This window comes from Winogradskyella ouciana (assembly GCF_009709615.1).
In the GTDB taxonomy this organism is placed as follows: Bacteria; Bacteroidota; Bacteroidia; order Flavobacteriales; family Flavobacteriaceae; genus Winogradskyella; species Winogradskyella ouciana.
This window is the reverse complement of sequence record NZ_WJYA01000278.1, coordinates 1-241: the sequence shown is the minus strand read 5'-3', so window position 1 is coordinate 241 and position 241 is coordinate 1. Positions and strand designations below refer to the sequence as shown.

Genomic DNA, 241 nt, shown 5'->3' with positions numbered 1-241 from the left:
GATAGCATGGAGAGATCCCAATTTACCAGAAATGAATACTATGAAATGGGGTTCTGATAACCAGTTTGTTACAGCAATGTATTATCGTGTTATGTATCAAGTAACACTTACCAGTGAATTTATTAGAGAAATGTCTGACGATAAACTATCGTCTCGTGGTATTACAGGAGTTCAGGCTGAAGAAGCTAGACTTTTCAGAAATGAAGCTCGTTTTTTAAGAGCACTGAGTTATGCACACGCC

The 241-nt window shown here is 37.8% G+C and carries 1 pseudogene; it reads left to right on the top strand.

Annotated features, from left to right (window positions below):
- Positions 1-241: pseudogene (locus F1003_RS16330) on the top strand (RagB/SusD family nutrient uptake outer membrane protein); the annotation flags it as partial.